The 20,505-nt window shown below is 66.6% G+C and carries 20 protein-coding genes; 4 read left to right on the top strand and 16 right to left on the bottom strand.

Annotated features, from left to right (window positions below; all coding sequences use genetic code 11):
• Nucleotides 1-7: 7 nt before the first annotated feature.
• The 9 genes from LZC94_39125 to LZC94_39085 form a co-directional block, all read right to left on the bottom strand.
• The gene (locus LZC94_39125; GenBank protein ID WXB13835.1) at nucleotides 8-355 is read right to left on the bottom strand and encodes a hypothetical protein; all 348 of its coding nucleotides are present in this window, start codon (nucleotides 353-355) and stop codon (nucleotides 8-10) included.
• A 65-nt stretch (nucleotides 356-420) separates the two neighbouring features.
• Nucleotides 421-684 carry a hypothetical protein gene (locus LZC94_39120; GenBank protein ID WXB13834.1) on the bottom strand — a complete coding sequence of 88 codons (264 nt, stop codon included), beginning with the start codon at nucleotides 682-684 and terminating at the stop codon, nucleotides 421-423.
• Between the two features lie 44 nt (nucleotides 685-728).
• On the bottom strand, nucleotides 729-1,679 hold the full coding sequence (locus tag LZC94_39115; GenBank protein ID WXB13833.1) for a cyclic nucleotide-binding domain-containing protein: 951 nt from the start codon (nucleotides 1,677-1,679) through the stop codon (nucleotides 729-731).
• Complete coding sequence (locus LZC94_39110; GenBank protein WXB13832.1) at nucleotides 1,672-4,518, bottom strand: MFS transporter; 2,847 nt, start codon at nucleotides 4,516-4,518, stop codon at nucleotides 1,672-1,674. Before LZC94_39110 ends, LZC94_39115 begins: the two co-directional genes overlap by 8 nt.
• Nucleotides 4,519-4,528: 10 nt before the next feature.
• On the bottom strand, nucleotides 4,529-5,443 hold the full coding sequence (locus LZC94_39105; GenBank protein WXB13831.1) for a phosphatase PAP2 family protein: 915 nt from the start codon (nucleotides 5,441-5,443) through the stop codon (nucleotides 4,529-4,531).
• Between the two features lie 27 nt (nucleotides 5,444-5,470).
• Nucleotides 5,471-7,201, bottom strand: coding sequence for a hypothetical protein (locus tag LZC94_39100; GenBank protein ID WXB13830.1), 1,731 nt, complete (start codon nucleotides 7,199-7,201; stop codon nucleotides 5,471-5,473).
• Nucleotides 7,191-8,648, bottom strand: a complete 1,458-nt coding sequence (locus LZC94_39095; protein ID WXB13829.1) for a BamA/TamA family outer membrane protein — start codon at nucleotides 8,646-8,648, stop codon at nucleotides 7,191-7,193. The genes LZC94_39100 and LZC94_39095 overlap by 11 nt, the downstream gene beginning before the upstream one ends.
• Entirely contained in the window at nucleotides 8,645-10,003 is a 1,359-nt protein-coding gene (locus LZC94_39090) for an MFS transporter (protein ID WXB13828.1), read from the bottom strand. The genes LZC94_39095 and LZC94_39090 overlap by 4 nt, the downstream gene beginning before the upstream one ends.
• A gap of 2 nt (nucleotides 10,004-10,005) precedes the next feature.
• Nucleotides 10,006-10,998, bottom strand: coding sequence for a phosphatase PAP2 family protein (locus LZC94_39085; protein ID WXB13827.1), 993 nt, complete (start codon nucleotides 10,996-10,998; stop codon nucleotides 10,006-10,008).
• Between the two features lie 148 nt (nucleotides 10,999-11,146).
• Between LZC94_39085 and LZC94_39080 the strand changes: the two genes are divergently transcribed.
• Entirely contained in the window at nucleotides 11,147-12,052 is a 906-nt protein-coding gene (locus LZC94_39080; protein WXB13826.1) for a helical backbone metal receptor, read from the top strand.
• Nucleotides 12,053-12,240: 188 nt separating this feature from the next.
• Here the strand turns inward: LZC94_39080 and LZC94_39075 are convergent, their stop codons facing one another.
• Nucleotides 12,241-12,477 carry a hypothetical protein gene (locus LZC94_39075; GenBank protein WXB13825.1) on the bottom strand — a complete coding sequence of 79 codons (237 nt, stop codon included), beginning with the start codon at nucleotides 12,475-12,477 and terminating at the stop codon, nucleotides 12,241-12,243.
• Nucleotides 12,478-12,600: 123 nt separating this feature from the next.
• Complete coding sequence (locus LZC94_39070; GenBank protein ID WXB13824.1) at nucleotides 12,601-13,257, bottom strand: hypothetical protein; 657 nt, start codon at nucleotides 13,255-13,257, stop codon at nucleotides 12,601-12,603.
• Between the two features lie 58 nt (nucleotides 13,258-13,315).
• Between LZC94_39070 and LZC94_39065 the strand changes: the two genes are divergently transcribed.
• The 3 genes from LZC94_39065 to LZC94_39055 are packed head-to-tail and all read left to right on the top strand — an operon-like array spanning nucleotide 13,316 to nucleotide 16,207.
• The gene (locus LZC94_39065) at nucleotides 13,316-14,158 is read left to right on the top strand and encodes a helix-hairpin-helix domain-containing protein (protein WXB13823.1); all 843 of its coding nucleotides are present in this window, start codon (nucleotides 13,316-13,318) and stop codon (nucleotides 14,156-14,158) included.
• Between the two features lie 34 nt (nucleotides 14,159-14,192).
• Nucleotides 14,193-15,536: a pentapeptide repeat-containing protein gene (locus LZC94_39060; GenBank protein ID WXB13822.1), complete on the top strand. Its 1,344-nt coding sequence runs from the start codon at nucleotides 14,193-14,195 to the stop codon at nucleotides 15,534-15,536.
• On the top strand, nucleotides 15,533-16,207 hold the full coding sequence (locus LZC94_39055; GenBank protein WXB13821.1) for a polymer-forming cytoskeletal protein: 675 nt from the start codon (nucleotides 15,533-15,535) through the stop codon (nucleotides 16,205-16,207). The genes LZC94_39060 and LZC94_39055 overlap by 4 nt, the downstream gene beginning before the upstream one ends.
• A 146-nt stretch (nucleotides 16,208-16,353) precedes the next feature.
• Here LZC94_39055 and LZC94_39050 read toward each other — a convergent pair whose 3' ends face one another.
• The 5 genes from LZC94_39050 to LZC94_39030 all read right to left on the bottom strand — a co-directional run bounded on the left by LZC94_39050 (nucleotide 16,354) and on the right by LZC94_39030 (nucleotide 20,404).
• Nucleotides 16,354-16,866, bottom strand: a complete 513-nt coding sequence (locus LZC94_39050; GenBank protein ID WXB13820.1) for a GNAT family N-acetyltransferase — start codon at nucleotides 16,864-16,866, stop codon at nucleotides 16,354-16,356.
• Between the two features lie 118 nt (nucleotides 16,867-16,984).
• Nucleotides 16,985-17,329 carry a hypothetical protein gene (locus LZC94_39045; protein ID WXB13819.1) on the bottom strand — a complete coding sequence of 115 codons (345 nt, stop codon included), beginning with the start codon at nucleotides 17,327-17,329 and terminating at the stop codon, nucleotides 16,985-16,987.
• 89 nt (nucleotides 17,330-17,418) lie between these two features.
• Complete coding sequence (locus LZC94_39040) at nucleotides 17,419-18,159, bottom strand: outer membrane lipoprotein carrier protein LolA (protein ID WXB13818.1); 741 nt, start codon at nucleotides 18,157-18,159, stop codon at nucleotides 17,419-17,421.
• Nucleotides 18,156-19,634 (bottom strand): C45 family peptidase, encoded by a 1,479-nt coding sequence (locus LZC94_39035; GenBank protein ID WXB13817.1) that lies wholly within the window; start codon nucleotides 19,632-19,634, stop codon nucleotides 18,156-18,158. Before LZC94_39035 ends, LZC94_39040 begins: the two co-directional genes overlap by 4 nt.
• A 26-nt stretch (nucleotides 19,635-19,660) precedes the next feature.
• Nucleotides 19,661-20,404, bottom strand: coding sequence for a glycosyltransferase family 2 protein (locus LZC94_39030; GenBank protein WXB13816.1), 744 nt, complete (start codon nucleotides 20,402-20,404; stop codon nucleotides 19,661-19,663).
• Nucleotides 20,405-20,505 lie beyond the last annotated feature (101 nt).

Here is a 20,505-nt window from a genome sequence, read left to right as displayed (position 1 = left end):
CTACAGGCTAGACGACCAGCACTCGCGCGCTGGGAAAGTGACGTTGAAGCCGCGTGAGATCGTCCAGATCGCTCGTGTACACGACGTCTCCACGAAGGGCCGCGGAGGCCATCACGATGGCATCGACAATGGTCGCGCCTTTTACGGCGCCGAGAGCATCGCCCGCGTTCTTCGCCAGTGCGAGCGAAGGCTCCTCGATATCGATCGAGCGCAAGATAGCGTCGCGTCGCTCCGTGTGTCCCCGCCAGAATTCGGCCACGACGATCCACGGCGCGCGGATCGGCATCCGTTCCGCGTGCAGCCACTCGTGGATGGCCATCGCCCGCTGCTTTCTTCGCTCGAGAGCGATGAGCATTCCCGTATCGTACGTGGCCCCAATGGGTCCAGACTTCGCGGATCGCTGCGGTCGAGTCGTCCCGATCATGCGGCGCGTGTTCTTCGTTTCCGTGTGCCGCGAAACTCCGCGGCGAGCTCTTCTCGGAGCTCGTCGGTCAGCTTCGAGCCGCCCGCGTCTCGGATGAGCCAATCCATGGCGTCGCGCTTCTCGGCCTCACGCGCGAAGGCCGAGATGAGGGCGGACATGTTACCCTCGAAGAGTCGGTCTGCGTGCGCCTTCAGGATCTTCTTGGCCTTCGCGTCAACGGAGACCGAGAAGGTTTCGACGGGGCCTCGTTTCCGCTTCATTGCTGATGAACGTAGCAATGAGTTTCGACGCGTCAAGAATGGCCCTACTTCATCAAGATATCGCCATGTTCGTCGGCCATGCGCTCCATGATGCGGAGGCGGTCGGCGGCGAGGGAGGCGAGGGAGGCGAGGACGATGTCGAAGTGTTCTTCGGCGAGGTCGAACCAGTCTTCGACGCGGATGGAGAGGGTGCGGACTTTGGTGACGGCGCGCGCTTCCCAGGCAGGGACCACGACGGCGGCCGCGCCGCAGACGGCGGTGCCGGGGCGGAAGTGGCGTTCGATGTCGGGGTTCTTGCGGTTGGCGACGACTTCGCCTTCGAGGATGTAATAGACGCGGTCGCGCACGGCGCCGCTGGTGAGCACCCGTTGCCCGGGCGCAAATGTAACTTCTTCGGCCACGGCGGCCAGATCGGCGAGGGTTTGAACGCCGGCGCCGCGCAGGCGCGGGGCGTCCATCAAGATGGCCAGGCGCTCCACCAGGCTGAGTCGGCCGGGTTGCAGCGGCAAGGGCGGGACGAGCGGAGGTTGCTCCAGCCATGACACGGGGACGCTCTCTTCGAGCTGCGCCACGTTGTGCGACATGTTGATGAAGGCCATGCGCGCGATGGGGAAGCTGTCCTCCAAGAGCTCGATCCACGCCTCGGAGCGGATGCGCATGATGTGGAAATCCGAGAGCGCCGTGGCCGTGCGCGTTCGCGGCTTGTCGAGCAGCACGTCGAAGCTGCCGAGCACCCACCGGCCTTCGTAGATCCACGAACCGCTGCCCGGCCGCGACATGCGGATGCGCCCATTCTGCAGGAAATAAAGGTAGTCCGGCGGGTCGCCCGCGTAAAAGAGCGTCTGGCCCGCGTGCAGATCTTCTTCCTCGATGAGCGACGTCAGGCGATCGAGCACCCACCCTTGGCCCCACGTCTTCGACGTATCGGGGCGGCCGCCGCCGAACGCCGCCATGAACAGCTCGCGCGACAGCCGCGATTGCGCGTTGTCAGCCATGTGAGCGCTCCTTGGTGTCGATCGAGTCGTCGAACACCTTGGTCGCCATTTGCTCGAGGCTCGGCCGCTCGCGCCGCGCGTCGCGCACCGCCACGAACAGCGGGGTGTCGCCCACCTCGAGCGCGTAGAGCGCGGCCAAGGTCGCGACCGTGAGATCGTTGTCGTTGATGAGCGCCGTGAGCGCCTCGTTGCGCGAGCGCGGGATCACGAAGTGCACCAGCGGCGCGGCGCGCGCCACCCGCTCGTCGAGCGAAAGATCGTCGGCCACGAGCCGCAAGAGCGCGCGCAAGGGCTGCTGGTCGGCGCGGCGGAGCAGCACGTCCAAGAACTCCGCGGCGTTGGCGCGCGCGTGTTTGTCGGTCGACAGACATGCGATGTAGACGCGGTGGATGTCCTCGTTGGGGTGCGTGATCTTCAGCAGGCGAAAGGTGCGCTCCAGCGACTGACGGAGCTTGTCGTCCAAGAGGCCCACGAGCAGCCGCTGCGTCGCGTTCTTCCGGCAGAGCATCTCCGGCACCGCCGCCAGCCCTTTGCAGAGCCCCGCGCGCAAACGCATGATGCGAAAGTGCTCGACGAGGTTCGCGTAGGCGAGCTTCTCCACCCGCACCCGGTCGATGCGGATATGGTGCTCCGCCACCACGCGCCCCAGCGCCCGGATCGACTTGTACCGAACGAGCCCGTCGTGCTCCGTCTCGATGTTCTCCAGCAAATGATCCGCCGCCTTCTTGGTCCCGAAGCGCGCGAGGGTGTTCGGCAAGTGCATCCGCAGATTGCGCGGCCGCCGGCGATCGCGCAGCGCGCTCCACACTTGATCGAGCACCGGCTCACCCAGCTCCACCAGCGCGGTGCGAATGGCCTCGCGCCCATCGCGCCGGGTCAAGTTGGCGATGAGCTGCGGCACCATGGCCGTGCTCTGCTGACGTGCCGCCGCGCGCGCCAAGAGCTCCGTCCACTCCGCGGAGGGCCCCGGCTTTTCGCTCAGCTCGAGCAGCAGCGCCGAGAGCCGCTGCATCGGCTGCACGTCGCCGATGGCCGTCAAGAGCCCCAGGCGCGCCGAATCGCCGGCCTCGCCTTCGAGCTCGAGCAGCGGGGCGATCCGCGGATGCATCGCCAGATCCGTCGCGGGATCGAGCGGCTTTTGCCCGTCCTCGCCCTTCTGCGAGCGCGCGCGGGCGGCGGGTGAAAGCTCCCGCAGCGCCAGGTGCAGCGCCGCGTAGCCTTGAAGCCGTGAGCCGGCGTCGCTCACGAGCTTCTCCACATTGAGCTGGTTGTGGAGCGCCAGCGCCCGCGCGGCCGCGATGCGAATCGGCTCGCTGGGGTGCGTGAGCAGCTTCTCCGCCCGCCCATACCAGTCGGTGCGCGTCGACTCGCCGAACATCTCGAGCGCGCGCATCAGCACCACCTCGTCCTCGTGCATCAAGATGAGCGAGGAGATGAGGCGCTCGCGTTTGCGCCGCGCCAGCACGCGCATCGCGCCCACCACTTGGCCCGTATCGCTGCTCGACAGGTGCCCCACCAGCGCCTCGGCGCTCTCCATGTCGATGGGATCCGGATCGCCGGGCGCGCCCATGGAGTCCGTCGAGACCGCGCGGCGGAGCAGCCCCAGATACGGGTGCCGCATGGAGATGGCCGTCACCAGCCACGCGAACGCCAGCGCGACCACCACCACCGCGAAGATGCGCGGGGTCAAGAAGCTCGCGCCGCCGAGCGCCAGCAGAAATGCGCTGGTGACGCCTTGCGCGATGCGCACCAGCGCGCCGTCGATGAGCGGCTTGGCGCGCTCGCGCGAGGACGACGGGATCGGCAAGTAAATGAGCTCGGTGGTGATGCGGTGAACGGAGTTGCGAAAGCTGCCGTCCAAGCCTTTGAGCAGCTCCACCGAGATGGCCACCCCGCCCACGACCAAGGTGCCGACCGCGCCGAGCAGAAGCAGAAACGGCGTGACGGTGATGGCCACCGCCACCCCGAACCTTCGCACCAGCGCGTTGCCGATGAGCAGCTGCACCACCAGCGAGACACCGTTCAGCGCGGCGTAGTAACGCGCGACGAACGGGCCCACCTCCGCGTTGGGGATGGTCCGCGCGACCGTCCATTTGAAGAAGTAGTCCAGCGCGAGGAGGGTCGCCGTCGAGAGCACGACCAGGAGCGCGATCCGCCATAAAAATGGCTCTTTGCGAAAGACGGTGGCGGGGCTCGAGCCCGCCGAGCTTCGCGCCGCCGTCTGCGCGCGCGTCTTGGCCGGCCCCGCGATGCGCTCGGCCTTTGGAAGAAAGGCGAGCAAGCCCGCCGTCGCCAGAAACACCGTGGCCGAGACGATGAGCAGCGCCTTGATGCGGATGGCCATGATGGCCGCCGCCGCCGCGCCGGAGCCCAGCACGCCGCCCACGATGCCGGCAGCGGCCACCACGCTCACCAACCTGCGCGCCTGCGCCACCGTGAAGAGCGAGCCAATCAGGGTCCAAAATTGAGGGACGAGCACCGAACCAATGAGACCGCTCGCCACGTAAACGGTCACGATGGTGACGCGGCTGGTTGGGAGCAAGAACAACGTCACCACCGACGCGGCCGCCGCGATCAGCATGCCCATCAACGTGCGCCGTGCACCGAAGCGCTCGCCCGCGCGCGAGCCGATGCCCGCGGCGGGCAAGGTACAGATGGCCACGGCGATGTAGACGATGCCGAGCTCGCGCGCCGGCATGCGCGTCAGCAACAGCGCGTCGCGCGCCGTCTCCAGGATCGTGTGCGCCGAAATCAACAAAAGGAGGACGGCGAATGCGAGCGCAGCAAGCCTTCCTTCACCCGCACGGATGTCGAAGGCCCGCATAATCCATGCCCGCACGCTCCTCATCTCAGAAGCTCCCCACCGCCATAAGACCGTATTGTGAAGCGCCACCCATTGGAATCAGTGAAAATTTTGCCTGGTCCCCACTCTGCTCGCCGCCGCTGCCGGCCACGTAATGGAGTAGGGTCGGCACCCCGTAACCAAAGCCGAATCCTATCCCTGCGCTGGTCAACACATCGGTTACATAGTGCCGATCTCCGAGGACGCGAAGGCTCGCTGTGGCCGTCGCGAGTCCAAGCGTTCCGATGCACGCAGCGACGTCGGCCGCGCCGCCGCCGTAGAGCGGTAGGTGGCCGTGGTGCGCGCACGAGAGCCCCGCGGCCGTGAACGCGCCATTGGCGTGGCCGCTGGGAAATGACGAGGTCGCGCCCGAGTTGCAGAGCGGATCGAAATTGAAATCGCGCTGGCAATCCTCGTACGAAGGCCGTGCGCGCCCGACGCCGATGAATAGGCTGTTGGTCGTGAGCGAACTGAGCGCAAGCGCCTCCAGATTCATCAAGGTGAGCTGCAAGGCCACGCGATCGCTCTTGCGCACGAGTGGAATCAAAAGAGAATCGACCCCGTAAACGAGCACCATGGCCGTGAGGGCGGTGACGTCGCTCGCTTTGCGCGCTGCATCGCGCGCCCCCGGGTTGCGCAGACGGAAGGTGTCGCGCGCGGCATCATCGAAGAGAATTCCGCCCGTCCAGTGCGGCTGGCTCGGAGATCTGGCGAAGAGAAACAAGGCTGCAGCCGCGGCACCTGCAACTCCCGTGACCACGTATTCAACGGGGCGAAAGGTTGGCCACGAGGAGTTCCAAGTCAACGAGGCGGGCGGTTTTTGTACCTCGTCGGCGTGGGCCGGGGAGGGGAGCACCATGGATGCCACCAACACCAGCGAGAGCAGCCCCGCTTCGAATTCAAGCCAACCGAGTCGCCGCATCGATCTCCTAGTTTGCCCCCATGGTGTTCAGTTGCCGGGATCCGGACGCTCCAGGCCCGCGAGGAAATAACCACGCTGCCCGTTCGGCGCATGTAGGTGGGCCACCAGCGCGCCTTTTGCGACGGCGTCCCACAAATACACCTGCACATACGTTGCCGGTGCCGTGGGCGGTAGATCCACGCAAAAATCACCGTTCGTAAGCTCGGAGACCGGAAGATTTGCGCCGTTCGAGAGCCTGGCCGAATGGTGGAAGCTCCGCGGATCGCGCACCATCCGCCGGGCCGCGAGATCGGTGCCGCACAGTCGGTTCGGGCCATCCAGACGGAGATCGGCGATGGGGGAGAGCCGGAGCAGATAGCGCTCGAGGATCTTCACCAGGCGGCCTTCGAGCACCTTCGCGAGGTACTCGGTATTGTCGAACTTGGAGAGCTCGCCCATCTTGGCCAGGGTGGCGATCATCTCCGGCGTGAAGCGGGAGAGGATGCGCGCCATCCACGCGCCGTCGCGCTCCGACATGCGGCTGAACGAAGGGTTTGGATATTCGTTTTTCCACTGATCGGGAACGAACTCGTCGACCCCGTAATATCCGAATATCTCGTGGCCGGGGGATCGCTTCATGCGCTCCCACGGGCGGGTGGGGATGCCCAACGTGATGAAGTCCTGGCCGATATCTCCGAAATCGAGCAAGTACGAGTTCCCGAGTCGCCGCGAGATGGCGTCCCAATCCCACTCCGATCCGAGGCAGTCGCTCGTATCCAAGTAATAGTGGCGCACGTAGCCCGGCGACGAGTCGGGGTTCTTCTTGTCGTCGGCGATCCACGAGTCCATGGAGTTCTGCTCGCGGGCGTCGAAGTGGTGGAGCCACGCGGCCAAGATGCGGCCACCGCGGAGCTCACGGCGATCCTCGTGGGGGATGACGTCGTTCGGATCGTCTTTGCGCGTGCCATCGTACGAGAAGGGGCCGATGAGCCGGCCCGGGAGCCACGCCGATGCTTGCATGCGCACCCGTCCACCGCGCTTGGCGGCGATGTCGAGCACCTTGTCGAGGGCGGCTTTGTTGAAGTCGCGCTCGATGCCCGAGTTGTCCTCGAAGCGCAGGCCGGGCGTCAATTTCAGCACCGACGGCTTGAAGTAGACGATCTGCTCGCACGACGTGTAAAAGCCCACGTTGTGATACGCGGCCGCGCCGATCACGCTGGCGGCGCTGGGCCTCTCCGGCTGCTCTTTGGAGTCGGCCTTGAACATGTACTTCCCCTTGCCGGGGAGGTTTACGCGGAAGCCGGGTGAGGCGCCGTTGGGCTTGCCCTGGTCGATGACCCAGGTGCCGTCTTGGGCGTTCTCGTCGTCGAGCATGAGCGCGGGCTCGCACGCGCCGCGCATCAACTCTTCGATGCCGATGGGGCGGATGCCCATGCGGTTGGTGAACCACGCGGAGTCGGCGACCTCGTCGAAGCTGTTGACATTGGTGGCTTCGCCCGCGGGATCGACCGCGAACACGCGGGCGAGGGGGCGGAAGAGGGAGTTGTTCGCCGCGTCCCACACCAGCGGCGAGACGTAAGCCTCCGGCGCGCAGACGATGTGGTTCGGATCTTTCTTCGACGGCTCCACGCGGCATGGCACGTAGACGGAGCGAAGATCGGTGTCGCGCGCCATCGGGGGCTGCGCCGGAAAGGGACGAGGCGTCGCCGCGCACGCCCCGAGGCCCAAGACGGTACCTGCCGCGAGGAGGTACCCGAGTCGCCGGCTCCTAAAATCCACGATTCGACCCTACCGCGAAGCGAAATGAGTTGATCTGACCGCCGTGCTCGAACGTCTCGCTCCCCATGCCCATCAGGAGCTCGAACGAGCTGTCCGGCGTTCCGACGCTCTCGACGCCAACGGCGCCCGAGAAGCGCAGGAGCGAAGGCTTGAAGTCCCGAAGGTGCTCGCCGAACACGTTGCCGACCGACGCTTGGAGCGATCCATCGAGCCACATCCAGATCGGCCAGCGGTAGCGCGCCGTGACGACGGTGGCGCTGCGGTCCACCAGGCGCCCCGGCAAGTAGCCGCGCATGGCGTTGGGGCCGCCCAGCGAAACCAGCTCCGTGAAGGGGATGGGCGCGGAGCCGAGCGGATCGGCGAAGAGGGTGGAGACGGACAAGCTGATGACCCGTCCGCGGCCGTTCAAATCGTAAAACCCGCCCACCGTTCCACCATAGCGCACCCAGCCCGATCCCGGCGTGCGCCGCACGTCGCTCCCTTGGTCGCCTTGGAGCTCGATGCGGATGCCCGATCCCGGCGCCGGCCGCGCCTTGCGCGTATCCAGGGCCAGCATGGCGTGGTTGTACAGGGCGGTGTACCCGCGATCGAAGCCGTACGGCGTCTCGAAGAAGCCGCGGTCGACGCCCTGGGAGATGTTGGGCTCCCCGCCGAAGCGGCCGTTGTAGATCTCGACCGACTTCATGCCGATCCCGGCCTCGAGTCGGATGGCGCGCCACAAGTGCAAATCGATGGCCGCACCCGCATCGATTTGATCCTTGCCGTAGCGGCTCCGGTCCGCGTGCACCGAGCGCGGGCCGATGCCATGAAAGATGTAATCCGGCCGCCGCAAGCCCGAGACCTGCAGGGTCAGGGTGTCTTTGCCGCGCAGGGTGATGCGGTCGAGGACCTGGCCGGCGAGCCAGTCGCTCGTCCAAATCGATCCGCGCACCTGGAGCTCGTTGCCATCGACGAACGCATCCCTCCAGAACGCCAAAAATCCAACGCTGGGCCGGAGCCCAAAATCCGCAAACGCCGTGGGAAAGACGCCCGCCTTGTGATCCGGTCCAAACGTGAAAAAGTTGTACAGCGCCTCCGGCAACCCCGCCCGCTCCGCGCCTGCGATGAGCGCGCCGAGCGGCCGTCGAAGGAGGAACTCGCTCGTAAAATACAGAGGCGACAAGAGCACGCGCGGCACCCAGAGGGCCACGTCGCCGGCCGTCGTGGGGTCATCGCCGCGACCGTCGTAATCGGGTAGGGCGCGCTTTTTGGAGCGCCATCGTGCCGAAGCTGGCCATGGGCGGTCTTTCCCACCTGGACCCTCCCCGCCTTTCTCACCTGCGCTGGGCGCGGACCCCTCGGGGGGAGGGGGCTTGGACGTCGCCTCCTGCTCCCCCGCGCGCGCAGCACCCTGCGTCGCAACCAAAACCGCGCCCGCGAACGCGAGCGAAGCTCGAAGCTTCTTCATGTTCGCAGCGGCTCCAACGCAAGGAGCTCGGGGCTCTCGTCGCTTCGCCGCCGGTGCTCTTTCCCGATGGCGACCAAAATCACCACCCACGTCGCGATCAGCACCAAATTGACCCCGGCGAGCGAGCGGGTGGAGAGCCCGATCGCGCTCGCCACCGCCACCAGGCCGGCGGAGAAGACGTCGCCGATGCGCACGATGAGCGTCTCGATCGCGGTCTTGCCGACGTATTTTTCGACCCGGGAAGCCACCAAAAAGAGCGCTTGGAACGACGTCTTTTGAATCGAATAATCCAGGCTGTTCTCCGAAATTTTAGCGACTTTGAGGAGCGACAGGACGGGCGCCGTGGCCATCAGCGAATAGCCGACGAAGGCCACCCCCGGCAAAAAGAACAGCGCCGCGCGCACGCCGAGCTTGTCCAGCACGCGCGACACCACGAAGAGCTGCAGCAGCATGCCCACCAGGTTGACCCACCCGAAGTAGTCCCCCTTGAAGTGGCCCACGAACTTCTCCGGGTCGACGCCCTGCGCCTGCATCCCGCTCACGGCCTCGAGCAACGTGCGATCGAGGATGTACTCGCCGTTGCTGTTCACCCAGTTGATGATCAACGTCAACGTGCCGGCCAGCAGCAAGTACTTGTCGCGCATGAACAGCGCCCACGTGCGCTCGCCCACGACCGGCTCGTCGTGCGCATCGGCGCTCCCCTTCGCCGCCGAGCCTCGCTGCTCGGCGTTCTGCGAAGCGCGCCGCTCGGCCCACATGAGCAAGAGGACGACGGCGACCAAGATCGCCGCCGCCACGATGATGAGCCCCTGCGGGCCCAGACCGGCGAGCGACTTGGCCACCTGCGATCCCGCGTAGGCCCCCGTGGAGCCTCCGATGCCCAGGATGGCAAAGAGGCGCTTGCCTTGCTCGGGGGTGTAGACGTCGGCCGCCAGGTTCCAGAACTGCGAGACGGCCATCATGTTGAAGATGCCGACCCAGAGATAGAACGCCACGCCGATGTTCGCGTGCGCGCGCGCCAGCGCCGCGAAGATGGCCAGGTTCGACACGAAGAAGAGATAAACGGACGCGAGCAACGTCATGCGCCCCACCCGCTTGGCCAGCGCGCCGTACGCGGGCACCGCCACGAGGAGCAGCATCGACTGGCCGGCGGCCGCGTACGACTTCACCTCGGCGCCGCCGTGCAGGAGGATGAGCGGCTCGCGCGCCGTCTTGAGCAGGTAGTACGCCGTCAAGAGCAGAAAGAGCGTGATCGTCATCACCACGGCGGTGATGGCCTCCTCCGGCTCCACCTTGGCGAAGGGCCGGAGGAGGCGGGCGAAGGTGCGCTCGATGGAAGAAGGTGCATTGGCCATGGTCAAAACACTCCCGTGAGGCCCAAACCAGCGCCGCCCGTGTAGACCTGCGGCAGCGGAATCACCCGCGCCCCCACGGTCTTGAGCTCACCGAGCGGGTGCCCGCCGCCGAAGCCATAGTGGAGGAGCGAGGGCAGAACGTAGCCCGAGAGCGCGCCCACCCCCCAGCCCATGAGCACATCGGTCGACCAGTGCCGATCGCCCACGATGCGGGAGACGCCGGTCGCCGTAGCCGCGGTCATCATCACCAGGCAGGGCGCGAGATCGGCGAAGCCGCCGCCATAGAGCGGCAGGTGCTGATGGTGCACGCACGTGAGGCCGGCCATGGTGGCGACCGCCGCGGCGTGGCCGCTGTAGAAGCTTTGGTTGTCCTGATCGCCGTAGCACCCGTTGGCGAGCGTGCGGCCCGCCGAGTCGCGCGTGGTACCGTCCGGCTGGCATTGATCGGTGTAAGGTCGCGCGCGGCCCGAGGCGCGTTCGACCGCGATGGTCACCACGCCGGTGGTGCCCAGCGCTTGCAAGTTGATGAGGGTCATCTCGATGGCCACGTCCGCGCTCTGATGGATGCCGAGCGCAACGATGTAGCTATCAATGATGTAAGGTGCCAGCACGGCCCCTTTGTAAAGGTAGTCGCCGACATCGAGGAAGGTGTTCTGCACGTCCGACGTGCGCCCGCGAAGCCCATCGCGGACCGCCTCGTCGAAGAGCCAACCGCCGCGAAAGTTGGCGACTTTCACAGGCTTCCAGTGCTCGCTCACCGCATACGAGCCAAATGTCAGCGCCACGATGTTGAGGCCTTCGAGCACACGGATGCGCGGCCAGTCGCGGCTCCACTCGACTTTATCCGGATCGGTGGCCGAGGCGGTGTTCGCCACCGAGAGCAAACACGCTATGGTGAGCGCCCGGGCAAAATACCGAAGCACACGGGTCACGTACCTCGGCCCGTACCGCGCCTTCGGGCGATTCCCGGCCAGGGAAACAATCGGGTTCTTCATCAGCCAAGTCGTCCGGAAAAAACGAAGATTCGAGCGAGACGGCGAAAAGTTACGGTTTCGCGATGCTCTCCCCTACCTGGAATGCGATGTCGGATCGAGAACAAAATTTTGGAGCCCAGTTCCGTAAACGAGGAAAAGTATCATGCCGATGTTGAAGATCCTTGACGACCGCCAGCGCGAGCACCTCTTTGGCTCCGCTCCCCGCAGGGTCGTCTCGCTGGTGCCGAGCGACACCCTCACGGTCGCCGAGCTTGGGTGCCAAGGTGCGCTGGTCGGGAGGACCGACTACTGCGAGCTGCCCGAAGAGGTGGTCGCGAAGCTGCCGAGCGTCGGGGGGACGAAGAATCCCAAGATCGATGCCATTTGCGATTTGTCGCCCGACCTCGTAATTGCCAATCAAGAAGAGAATACGAGGAGCGATCTCGATAAACTGATTCAGCGCGGTATACGCGTGTATGTCGCGTTCCCGAAACGCGTGGCCGACGGCGTCGCCCACATGGCCCGGCTGGCGCGGATCTTCCACGTCGCGTCGGAGCCGCGGGTGCGTGTATTGTGCAAGCAAGCGTACGATGCCGTGCGCGAGGCCGAGGCTGCGCTGGGAAAGCGGCCCCCCGTGCGAACGTTCTGCCCCATCTGGATGAAGCCTTTGATGACCATCCACGGGACCACCTTCATCAGCGACATGCTCACGCTCGCAGGTGCCGACAATGTCTTTGCCGATCGCGAACGGCGCTATCCGCTCGCGGCAGACCTGGGCCGCGCCGAGCCCATGGATCCGTCGCTGATCGAAGGACGCGACATCCGCTATCCGCGTGTCACCATGGAGGAAGTGGTCGCGCGCGCGCCGGAGTTGATCCTCCTCCCCGACGAGCCGCACCCCTTCTCCGAGGAGGACGCCGATGTCTTTCGCGCAACCCCAACCCCCGCCGCCCAACGTGGCGCGGTGGTCCGAACCGGCGGTAAGGATTTGTGTTGGTATGGAGCACGGAGCGCGACAGCGCTCCCCAAACTACGTACCCTCGTCGACATGTATCGCGGAGAGCGCGTCGCCTGAAGACCTCATTCGTCATCGCGCTATGACGCGAGGGATCGTTTGGCTGGGGTTTGTAGTTTGCGGGGCCGCGTCATCGGGTATCATTACCTCGATGCGAGCGATGGTGCGCGGCGGGTCTCGCTCGCATGGGACAACTGCATGAGCATTTTTTCGAGGCTCTTCAACAAAGGCCAAACGCCGGAGGATGGTCAGAGCGCACCCGAAAACGCGGCCGCCGCAAACCCTGGGGCCGATGCTGCCGCGAACAAGTCTTCCGCGTCTTCATCTTCGTCTTCGTCGGGCACCAGCCCGGGCACCAAGCAGCAGCCGCCGCAGCGGGAGCAGCCCGTCCCTGCGCCGCCCGCGCAATCTGCCGCCGCGACGGCCAATGCACCGCGTGTGAAGTTCGAGCCTGCGCCGCCTTCGTCCTCGGGTTCGGGGGGCAAGCCGTATCAACGACCTCCGGTGCCGCCGGTCAACATCGGGCGGCCTTCGCAAACGGGCGCTTCATCCACGCCCACATCTCCGCCGAATGCCTCGGCGCGCTTGCCTGCACCTCCTCTTGTTCCTCACGAGACGCGCGACGACTCCGCGCAGACCACCGAACAGCGCGCTTCCCAGGCCTCGCGTGAGACCGCGCGGACGTCGGCGCCCGTGCCACGAAAGAACGAAACATCGATGAAGACGAGGGTCATGGGCGGGGCAGCTCCGGCAGCTTCCAATGCGACGCGGCCATCGACGGCCGGTCCAGCCGGTCCGTCTGGTGAACGTGCGTCGGGCCCCACGATTGTGTCGGGGACGGCCATTCTATCGGGGTCGGTCGCGCGATCGGCACCCGCGTCGCGACGCCGGCCATCGACCCGCCCGAAGCCCATGGAGGCCACACCCGCATCGCCCTCGCCAGCCTCTGCTCCTTCGACGTCGTCTTCGTCCGCGTCGCAGGCGCGCTTGCCGATTTCGCCGCCTTCCTCGTCTGGCTCGTCTGTCTCGTCTGGCTCGCCCGCATCCAGTGCAACTGGGCGAACGTCACCGCCTTCTTTGTCTTCGCTGTCTTCGACTTTGCCTCCGACATCGACCTCTCCGTCCGCTTCTCCTTCCTCCGGCGCATCTTCGGGTGTTGGCCCGGCGCCCGTCACATCACGCTTGGGCAGCGGAGCGCCTTCCGCGTCGCCCGACTTGGTCCCCCGCGCGCCCTCGCCGCAGCCGGATTTGGGAGGAGCGCCCATTTTGGCCGCGTCCGACCTGGGAGGTTTGTTCTCGATGCAGAGTGAGTTCCCACCCGCTTTGGCCTCGACCAGTCAAGTCGATCCGAGCGACGTTCGCGGGCTCTTCGGAGAGCTCGCCGCAAACCATATGCAGCCGGTCCGCGACTTCGTGGCCGAGCTGACGCGCGAGCCGGCCAACTCGTCCTGGCTCGAGATCTGTGAACCCGCGATCCGCTCCTTGCGCCGCTCGGCGGAGGGGATGGATCTCCCCGATCTGTCGCACGCCCTCGATGGCTTCGGCGCCTCGCTGGTGGCGGCGATCAAGGTGGGCGGCCCGGTGATCGAAGGCCCCGTGCGCGACGCGGTCCTCGCGGCCTACACGGGGTTGGTGACGGTTCTCCCCGAGGCGTTCACGTTGCCGGCGGTGCCGAGCGATCGGCGCGAGGCGCTCATCGTGCACGCGGTGCTGCGGCAGGTGCCGGGGGTCACGCGCAGCACCATCGAAAAACTCTATGGGGCAGGCCTCACGTCCCTCGAAGCCTTCTATGCTGCGCGCGCCGAGGATCTCAGCGCCGCCGCGGGCATCTCGGTCGAGGTGGCGGAGCGCATCGTCGCGAAGGCGAAGTCGTTCCGCACGGAGCGCGATCGCAGCCGCGACGTGGAGCGCGAAGAGCTTGCATTTACGACGGCGCTCCTGCGAAAACTGCAGACGGAGTTCGAGCGCGCGGCCGAAGATTGGTCGGATTCGGGCTCGCGCAAGAGGCACGTGCGTCAAGCGAGGGCGGAGGCGCTGCTCAAGGTCGAGGTCATTCTTGCGCGGTGGGGCGCGGTCGATCTGGTTCAGGAAATCGACAAGCTGTCGTTCGAGCGGAAGCTCGAGAAAATCGAACGCTTCGTGAAGGAAAACGCGACGAGTCGCTGACGGGGAACTCGGCGAAGTGCGGAAATGAACACCGATGAGCCAAAACATGCCGGAATTCACACCTGACGTCATCCTCAGCAAGATCAAGCGCGGCGAGCGGCTCGAGCGGGCCGATTTGCGCGGCGTGAACCTCGCGCGGGCGCCGCTGGAGGGGGCGAATCTCAGACGCTGCGATCTGGAGGGCTCGAACCTCGAGGGCGCCAAGCTCTCCCGCGCGAACCTCAAAAACGCCAGCCTACGCGAGGCGTACCTGGTGAGCGCCGATCTGCGCGAGGCGAACCTCGACAACGCCGATCTGGAGGGCGCGAACCTGGAAGGCGCCATCCTCGCCGGCGCCAATTTGAGCCGCGCGAACCTCGAAGGCGCGAACCTGGTGGGCGCCGATCTCACGGGCGCGAAATTCAGCTACGCGCAGCTCGACTCGGCCAACCTCGGGTGCGCCGACTTGAGCGGCGCCGTGCTCTCGCACGCCGATCTGGTCGAAGCGTACCTGGGCGCCGCGAAGCTCTTGGTCGCCGATCTCTCGAACGCGAACCTGCGCTCGGCGAACCTGGAGGAGGCCGACTTCACCGACGCGCGCTTGAACGACGCGGAGCTGGTGAGCGTGAACGCGCGCGCCGCGAAATTCATCGGCGCGTCGCTGCTCAAGGTGAACCTCTCCAACGCGAACCTGACCGACTCCGATCTCGAGAAGGCCGACGCGCGCCACGCGAACCTGGTGGGCGCGACGCTCGATGGCGCGAACGTGAACGGCCTGAAGGTCGGCGGCCTGTCGGGCACCGGCAAGTCGATCAAGAACGTGCGCGGCGAGTGGATCGACGTGACCATCCCTGGCGATGGCTCGTCCCGCGCGGCCGCCGCGCAGATGCCGGCCATCCTCGCGGGCGAGACGCCCACCTTGGTGGCGCCCTCGCAGCTCCCGCCGCAGCAGACCGGCCCGGGGCCGCACGCGGTGAAGCGCTACTTCGGACGCGGCGACACGTTCCGCAACGCGAGCCTGGAGTTCGACGACGGCGCGTCGGTCGAAATTCAGAGCCTCTTCGAGCAGTGCTCGATCACGCTCGGCCATGGCGTCGAGCTGGTGATCGGCAAATCGGGGATTCTGGCGGGCTGCCAGATAAACGGGTTTGGAAAAATCGTGGTCAACGGCCATTACTACGAGCGATCGGCGCCCGGCATCGTCGGGCCGCGCGAGGTGATCGTAACGGCGGGCGGCACCTTGGTGGGCGCGGTCGAGCAAGCACCGGACGAGGGGACGCGGTTCGCGTTCGAGCCCGGGTCGAAGCTGCGCATGAAGATCAGCAAGGCGAGCCAGGGTAAGCCGGGGGCTGGACAAGACAAGGCGGGGCAAGCGTCGAAGACTGGGAGGACGGGATGATTGAAAAGAGCAGCAGCATCAGTGGAACGGGCGCGACCGGCGCGACCGGGACGGCAGCCGTCAAGCAAACCCTCGTGGAGGACGGGACCACCTTCAAAGGCTCCCTCTCGTCGAACTGCCCCATCGTGGTCAAAGGCCGCATCGAAGGCGATGTGGCGGCGCCCTCGCTCAACGTGAGCACCTCGGGCTCCGTCCACGGCACCGTCAAGGTCACCGACCTTCGCTCGGCCGGCGAGCTCTCGGGCGACTTCGAGTCGGAGACCGTGCAACTCTCCGGCATCGTGAAGGACAACACGCGCCTTCGCGCGAAGTCCCTCGAGGTCCGCCTGGCCGTTCCTCAAGGCAAGATGCAAGTCATCTTCGGCGAATGTTCCCTCGAGGTCGGCGACCCTCTGACCAAAGAAGACGTCATCAAAGCCGCATCCCAGCCGCCCGTCGAAGCCAAGGCCGAGGAGCCGAAGCCCGCCGAGGCTGCCAAAACCGACGCTCCCCCCAAAGCCGGCAAATCCGAGACCCCCGCCAAATCCGACACGAAGGCCACCGACGTCGCCGGCACGGGCACGGGCAAGTCGGGCGGCGGCGGTGGCAGCGAGCCCAAAGGCGCCTCCGTCCGTCCCAAAGACGGCAAAGAAGAAGAGACCAACGGCGCCCCCGCCGAAGCGACGAAGTAGCGGGCGCGGGGGGCGCTCGTCATTGCCGTCGCACGAGATGATCAACCGTCAGGGCGCAAAGGTCGCCCATGGCGGTTGTTTCGTTTGGAGCTAGCTCCGCCTCCCGCGGGGTCGCCGCTCTCCCGCGCGCCTGGAGCTCGCAGGGGTCAAGGCCGCCGGTCGGACGAGAGGAGCGCGAAGACGGCGTGATCGAGCCAGCGGCCGTGGCATCGTTCGGCTTCGCGGGCGATGCCTTCGAAGCGGAAGCCCAGCCGGCGGATGACGGCGAGGGACGCGTGGTTGTCGGTGGCGGCGGCGACGCGGACCCGGTGCGCTTTGAGCTCGCGGAAGGCCCATGTGAGGAGCGCGTTGGCGGCCTCGGTCATGCAGCCGCGGCCGGTGACGTCGCTGCGGAGCCAATAGCCGAGTTCGACGCTTTGGTGCAGGTGCGCGAAGGACTCGAGGCCCACCACGCCCAGGAATTTGCGGGAGGTGCGATCGCGGATGCCGAAGCGGCATGCGCGGGCGTTGTCCCAGTCGAGCGCGCTCGCGTCGGCGTAGCGGAAGCTCGCGTCGGGGTCGACGTTGAAGGGGACCCATGGAAGCCACGGCTCCAGCTCGCGGCGCGACGAATCGACCGCGTACCAGAGATCGTGGGCGTCGGATGAATCAATCGGCACGAGAAAAAGCCGACGAGTTTCCAGTGGACGTAGACGGAGCTCGACGCGCGGAGGGACGGCCAACATTCGGGGAGACCCTTACTTTAGTGCCGGTCGCCCGAAATGGATCGTAGGTTTCTTAGGCCGAGCGCGAAAGCGGCGAAAGAGCTGGATAGGCTCGAACCGTGGCCTTGTCGGGCCGGTCGACGCGCTCGAGTGGGCTCGTGATCAAATCGCGGCCCTCGTAGGTGAAGTACATCGCCTCACCGGCGATCGGCTCACCCGGATTTGGAACGATGGCCCCGTTGCGAAAGAAACGCAACCCGCCGGTGACCCTTCGCCGCAGTGCGAGGTGACCCGGCACGAACTGGCCCGTGCGGCGGTCGCGCACGGCAATGCAGAAGCCGTCGCGGAAGTGGTACTCGGTGTTCCGCGTCACATAAACGCGGTGGCGACGGCGTTCGGGGCCCGGATACTGACTCATGAGCTCTTCCTCCCAGAGAGCCATCGCCGACGGCGAGGCCCCGGGAGCATCGAGGCACCCGCGCCGCTGGGCCAAATTTCGAGAGCACTCTAGAAGGGCGCGCGCACCCGCGCCGGGTCCACCACCGCATCGCGCTCGAGCGCACCAAAGACGATTTCCGTGCGATCCCGCGGACCTTCGACCAACGTGGCCCGCGTGGGCCGCACCCGATCGCGATCGAGTGAGAAGAGAATTTTATCGAGCTTCGCGGCCGCCGGCGCCGCCGTGGCAGGCGTGGCAGGCGTCGCGCGCGGGGTCGCCTCGAAGGAGATGCCCTCGTCCGTTCGTGACACGACGCGCAGATCGTAGCGGTCTTTCAGCCGCGCCAGATCGCCGCCCAGCAAGGTGCGGATGTCTTCGAGCGCGATCGCGAGCTTGCCTTGCGTGACCGGCATGCGCCCGCGACCGTGCGCGCTCTGGTAGGCGACGCCCTCGGGGCCCACCCAATAGACGACCGAGTCGGGTGCCGCGAGCTCCCAGCGCAGTCGCTCGGGCCGAACCAAGGTGAGCGTGCCCGTGGAGCGGATCTTCGTCGCCATCAGGCCGATGGTTCGCTCCTGCGTAAACGGGCCGGTGAGCGTCTTGAGCGACGCGCGCGCCCGCGCCACCTCGGCCAGCGCAAGGTCGACGTCGTCCGCGGCGAGGGCCTCCCGCGTGGCGAGCGATACGATGCCCGCGCTGGCGGCGAGCTGCATGACGCCGGCGCCGGCGCCGAGTCGAAGAAAGTGCCGCCGTGAAACTCGGCTTGCTCCGATCGGGCGGTCGTCGTCTACCTCGCGGACTCGGCTCATCGCGCGTCTCCTTGAAAGTGCAGGCGGCCCGCGTGCGCGCGCCCGGTCTCGTAGCGGCCGTCGTGCAGGATGGGGTCCTCCGGCAAGGTGATGGGCTCCGGATCGCGTTCCGGATCGTGATCATCGGCGAAGATGGTGCGCAGATCGAAGCGCACGAACCGGCCCGAGAGGTGCGGTCCTTCGCTCACCCAGAGGACCCGATCGGTGGCGTCGACGACGATACCGTGGGTGGCGATCAGCGCGTCGATGGTGCGCCGATCGCCGAGCTCGCACGTGCCCTCCAGGTTTTTCGCGCAGGTGTGATCGCGCAGCATGCGCACCATGCCCTCGACGTTGCCCGAGCGGGGCGCGACGTCGCCCAGCATTTCGTCCAGGCGCGCGCGGCGGGGGAGGGTGGTGCTGATCCGCCGCACGGTCGTGTCGCGCGGATCGTCTTTGAAGGAGCCCTCGAAGTGGTTCGTGAGCGCCACGCGGTCGGGATCGCTCACGGGGCGCACGACGTCCTGCTCGCCGGGTGCACGCTCCACCACCACCGCGTGACCTTTCGCGTCGTCCACCATGACGATGTGCGAGACCATGATGGGCTGCGCGCGCAGAACGGCGATGGCCTCGTCCGTGTCGCGCGCGCGCTCGAGCACCTCGCGGAGCGCGTAGATGACGGGGAGGCCCGAGGTGCGCGGCTCGCGCGCGCGCCCTCCGTGCACCACGATGGTGACGCCCTCCAGGTTCGTCCCGCTCATCACGCCGATCATGCCCGGCCACGACACGCTGGCGAAAGGAATGGTACCCGGGCTTCGAACGAAGAACACCGCCTTGTCGCGATCGAAGGCGTCGGCCGCCTCGAAGTCGAAGGCGCGGGCCATCAGCGCGTGCCCGCTCTCCGTGCGGCTCGGTCCGAGCGCGAAGCTGGAGCAGCCGATGAGCGGCGAGTGCTCGAAGCTCAGCGCGATATCGTAGAGCGCGTGCAGAAAGAGGAGCCGCTGAAAGGTCGGCATGGTGTCCTCGAACGGCTCGGGGGCAAACGCCGAGGCCTCCGCGGCGAGCTCACGCAGCCGCGCATCGGGCACACCGCGATCGACGTGCCGGTAGCGCACGCGGCCGATGTCCATGAGCAGCGCGCGCGCCGGCGAGAAGCGGATCGCATGGGCAAAGTCGCTCCAGAGATCCGTCTCGTTCGCGATCATGCGGTCGCGCAGGAGCCGCGCATGGTGCGCGCCCAAGGTCTCGGGATCGCCTTCGAGGTACACCTCGCGCACGTTGCCGCGCATGCGCGCGTAGGACCGGCCGATGCGGCGGATGCCATGATCGTCGCGCCGCTCTTGCAGCGTTGCCGGCGAGGGCTCACCCAGCTCGGGCGGCTCGATCTCGGTGGCGGCGCAAACCACGAGGTGCGCTGCGGGCACGAGCAGAAGAAGCGCGACCAGCGCGATGAGCTTCTTCTTGTGCCGCGCGAGCGCCCCGACGGGGTTCAACATGTTCGGGGCTCCGGCGGCCGCATGGCTCACGTATTGTAGGCGGTGAACCGACGCAGCAACTTGAAGCGCGTCGCCACCACGGTTCGAAGCACCACCCCGATGATGCGCGCCGGATCGCGGACGCTGTCGAAGTGGGTGATCCGCTCATCCTCCGGCGGGTACACCACGTCGATGGGAATTTGGACGATCGGCAACCGATCGGCACAAAACAGCAGAATAATCTCGGCCTCGAAGGCGTATCCCGTGGCCCGGGCACCGAGCGCGAGGGTTTCATCCACCGGATAGCGGCGCAGCCCACACTGCGTGTCGGACAGCGATCGGCCGGCGAAGCGCGACAGGAAAAAATTGGAAATTCCGTTGGAGAACCGGTTCTTGCGCGGGGCACCTGCGCGCACCAGATCGCGCACCCCCAGCACGAGCGCACGCGGATCGCTCGAGCCCTCGAGCACGGCCCGGGCGGATGCGGCCGGGTGTTGGCCGTCGGCGTCGATGGTGATGGCCACATCGCAACCGAGCTCGCGCGCCACGCGCAGTCCGGTCGATAGAGCGGCGCCTTTTCCGCGGTTTCGTTCGTGCGAGACCACGCGGACGCCGGCTTCGTTGGCGACGCGAGCGGTCCCATCGTGCGAGCCATCGTCGACCACAATCAGCCGATCGGGGGGAATTTCCGGCAGTTCCCTCTTGAGCTCTTCGAGGACGGAACGCAAAGTGGCCTCGGCGTCGTAGGCAGGAATGATGGCGGAAGCCTTGACGTTTGCCGCGAAACGCACCTCTCGAACCTCACCCACCACACCGACCTGACCGCGACGACTCACCGTTGACCCCGTCGATGCGCACAGATAGCACCGGTGGCGGGGTGGATGGTGGACAA

It is taken from the genome of Sorangiineae bacterium MSr11954, from assembly GCA_037157815.1.
Lineage (GTDB): Bacteria > Myxococcota_A > Polyangia > Polyangiales > Polyangiaceae > Pendulispora > Pendulispora albinea.
This window is presented reverse-complemented; position numbering and strand designations above follow the sequence as displayed.

What these genes read in the sequence shown, in the direction of transcription:
- LZC94_39070 (WXB13824.1), bottom strand. Translation starts at nt 13,257, where the DNA reads ATGGGCGCTCCTCCCAAATCCGGCTGCGGCGAGGGCGCGCGGGGGACC.
- LZC94_39105 (WXB13831.1), bottom strand. Translation starts at nt 5,443, where the DNA reads ATGCGGCGACTCGGTTGGCTTGAATTCGAAGCGGGGCTGCTCTCGCTG.
- LZC94_39115 (WXB13833.1), bottom strand. Translation starts at nt 1,679, where the DNA reads ATGGCTGACAACGCGCAATCGCGGCTGTCGCGCGAGCTGTTCATGGCG.
- LZC94_39055 (WXB13821.1), top strand. Translation starts at nt 15,533, where the DNA reads ATGATTGAAAAGAGCAGCAGCATCAGTGGAACGGGCGCGACCGGCGCG.
- LZC94_39060 (WXB13822.1), top strand. Translation starts at nt 14,193, where the DNA reads ATGAGCCAAAACATGCCGGAATTCACACCTGACGTCATCCTCAGCAAG.
- LZC94_39035 (WXB13817.1), bottom strand. Translation starts at nt 19,634, where the DNA reads ATGTTGAACCCCGTCGGGGCGCTCGCGCGGCACAAGAAGAAGCTCATC.
- LZC94_39040 (WXB13818.1), bottom strand. Translation starts at nt 18,159, where the DNA reads ATGAGCCGAGTCCGCGAGGTAGACGACGACCGCCCGATCGGAGCAAGC.
- LZC94_39125 (WXB13835.1), bottom strand. Translation starts at nt 355, where the DNA reads ATGCTCATCGCTCTCGAGCGAAGAAAGCAGCGGGCGATGGCCATCCAC.
- LZC94_39090 (WXB13828.1), bottom strand. Translation starts at nt 10,003, where the DNA reads ATGGCCAATGCACCTTCTTCCATCGAGCGCACCTTCGCCCGCCTCCTC.
- LZC94_39045 (WXB13819.1), bottom strand. Translation starts at nt 17,329, where the DNA reads ATGAGTCAGTATCCGGGCCCCGAACGCCGTCGCCACCGCGTTTATGTG.
- LZC94_39120 (WXB13834.1), bottom strand. Translation starts at nt 684, where the DNA reads ATGAAGCGGAAACGAGGCCCCGTCGAAACCTTCTCGGTCTCCGTTGAC.
- LZC94_39080 (WXB13826.1), top strand. Translation starts at nt 11,147, where the DNA reads ATGTTGAAGATCCTTGACGACCGCCAGCGCGAGCACCTCTTTGGCTCC.
- LZC94_39095 (WXB13829.1), bottom strand. Translation starts at nt 8,648, where the DNA reads ATGAAGAAGCTTCGAGCTTCGCTCGCGTTCGCGGGCGCGGTTTTGGTT.
- LZC94_39085 (WXB13827.1), bottom strand. Translation starts at nt 10,998, where the DNA reads ATGAAGAACCCGATTGTTTCCCTGGCCGGGAATCGCCCGAAGGCGCGG.